Origin of the sequence: Haloferax sp. Atlit-10N, from assembly GCF_003586325.1 — an archaeon.
Lineage (GTDB): Archaea > Halobacteriota > Halobacteria > Halobacteriales > Haloferacaceae > Haloferax > Haloferax prahovense.
Window position 1 is genome coordinate 1 of record NZ_PSYX01000045.1, and the last position, 1,156, is coordinate 1,156.

The window sequence follows — 1,156 nt, forward strand, 5'->3', positions numbered from 1 at the left end:
GCCCCCCCCCCTCAATCACGAGTACGACCGTACTGACGCTACCTGGGTGCTAGAACAATATGAGGGACTGTGCAAATTCGTCTCGAACCCTCGACTGCTGTCCCACGATGGTTTAATGGAGCCGACTTCGTTTCCATCAGTATGGACAAGTGGCAGCGTCGAACTATTTATTATTCGCTCCTACTCATCGGCATAATGCTCGTCTACGCGACCCTGTATCATCAGGGAATGCGGATCTATGAGGGCGAGTCTTTATCATTTCTTCACTCGTTGCAGGTCGTCGTCGAAACGTTCACCACGACCGGGTTCGGATCGGATGCGCCCTGGGACACCCCAGAGATGAACGCGTTCATCATCATTATGGACCTCACAGGAGTCGCTCTCATCTTCATGGCTCTGCCTGTGTTGGTGTTTCCGTTGCTCGAAGATATCCTCTCGACGACAGTCCCGAAATCAGTCGACAATGGGCTTGAAGGTCACGTAATCATCTGTTCGTACACCTCTCGGGCCGAGGCACTTATTACTGAACTCGAATCCTGGGACGTGGACTACGTCATTGTTGAGCCAGACCGTGACCGTGCAACTGAACTCTACGAAAGTAGCTATCGGGTTATCCATGAGGACCCCGAATCAGTGACTGGCCTCGAACAGGCAGAACTCAAATCTGCTCGGGCACTCGTTGCTGACGTCTCTGACCAGGTGGACGCGAGTATCGTTCTCACCGCTCAAGAGGTCGCAGAGAACGTGCCGATTATCAGCGTCGTCGAAGATCCCGACCGAACAGTCTATCATCGCCTCGCAGGCGCCGACGAAGTACTGTCCCCTCGACCACTTCTCGGCGAGAGTCTCGCGTCAAAGGTGACGACGTCCGTCACTGCCGATCTGGGAGACGCGGTTGAAATCGGTGATGACTTCGAGATCGCGGAACTCCCCATTCATCGAGGCAGTCGACTTGTCGGCACGACGCTTGCCGACAGTGGGATTCGCGAGCAGGCGGGCGTCAACGTCATCGGGGCGTGGTTCCGTGGCGAGTTCGAGACCCCGCCCTCTCCGGACGCCACACTCACGAACGGCACGGTGCTCCTCGTCACCGGTCGTGAGGACCAGCTCGAGCAACTCAAGGAACTCACTCTCTCAGAGGTCAGACGCTTTGACC

The 1,156-nt window shown here is 56.1% G+C and carries 1 protein-coding gene; it reads left to right on the top strand.

The features are described from left to right. Window positions 1-141: 141 nt before the first annotated feature. On the top strand, window positions 142-1,156 hold a 1,015-nt coding region (locus C5B91_RS21060; RefSeq protein WP_199708884.1), incomplete at its 3' end, for a TrkA family potassium uptake protein.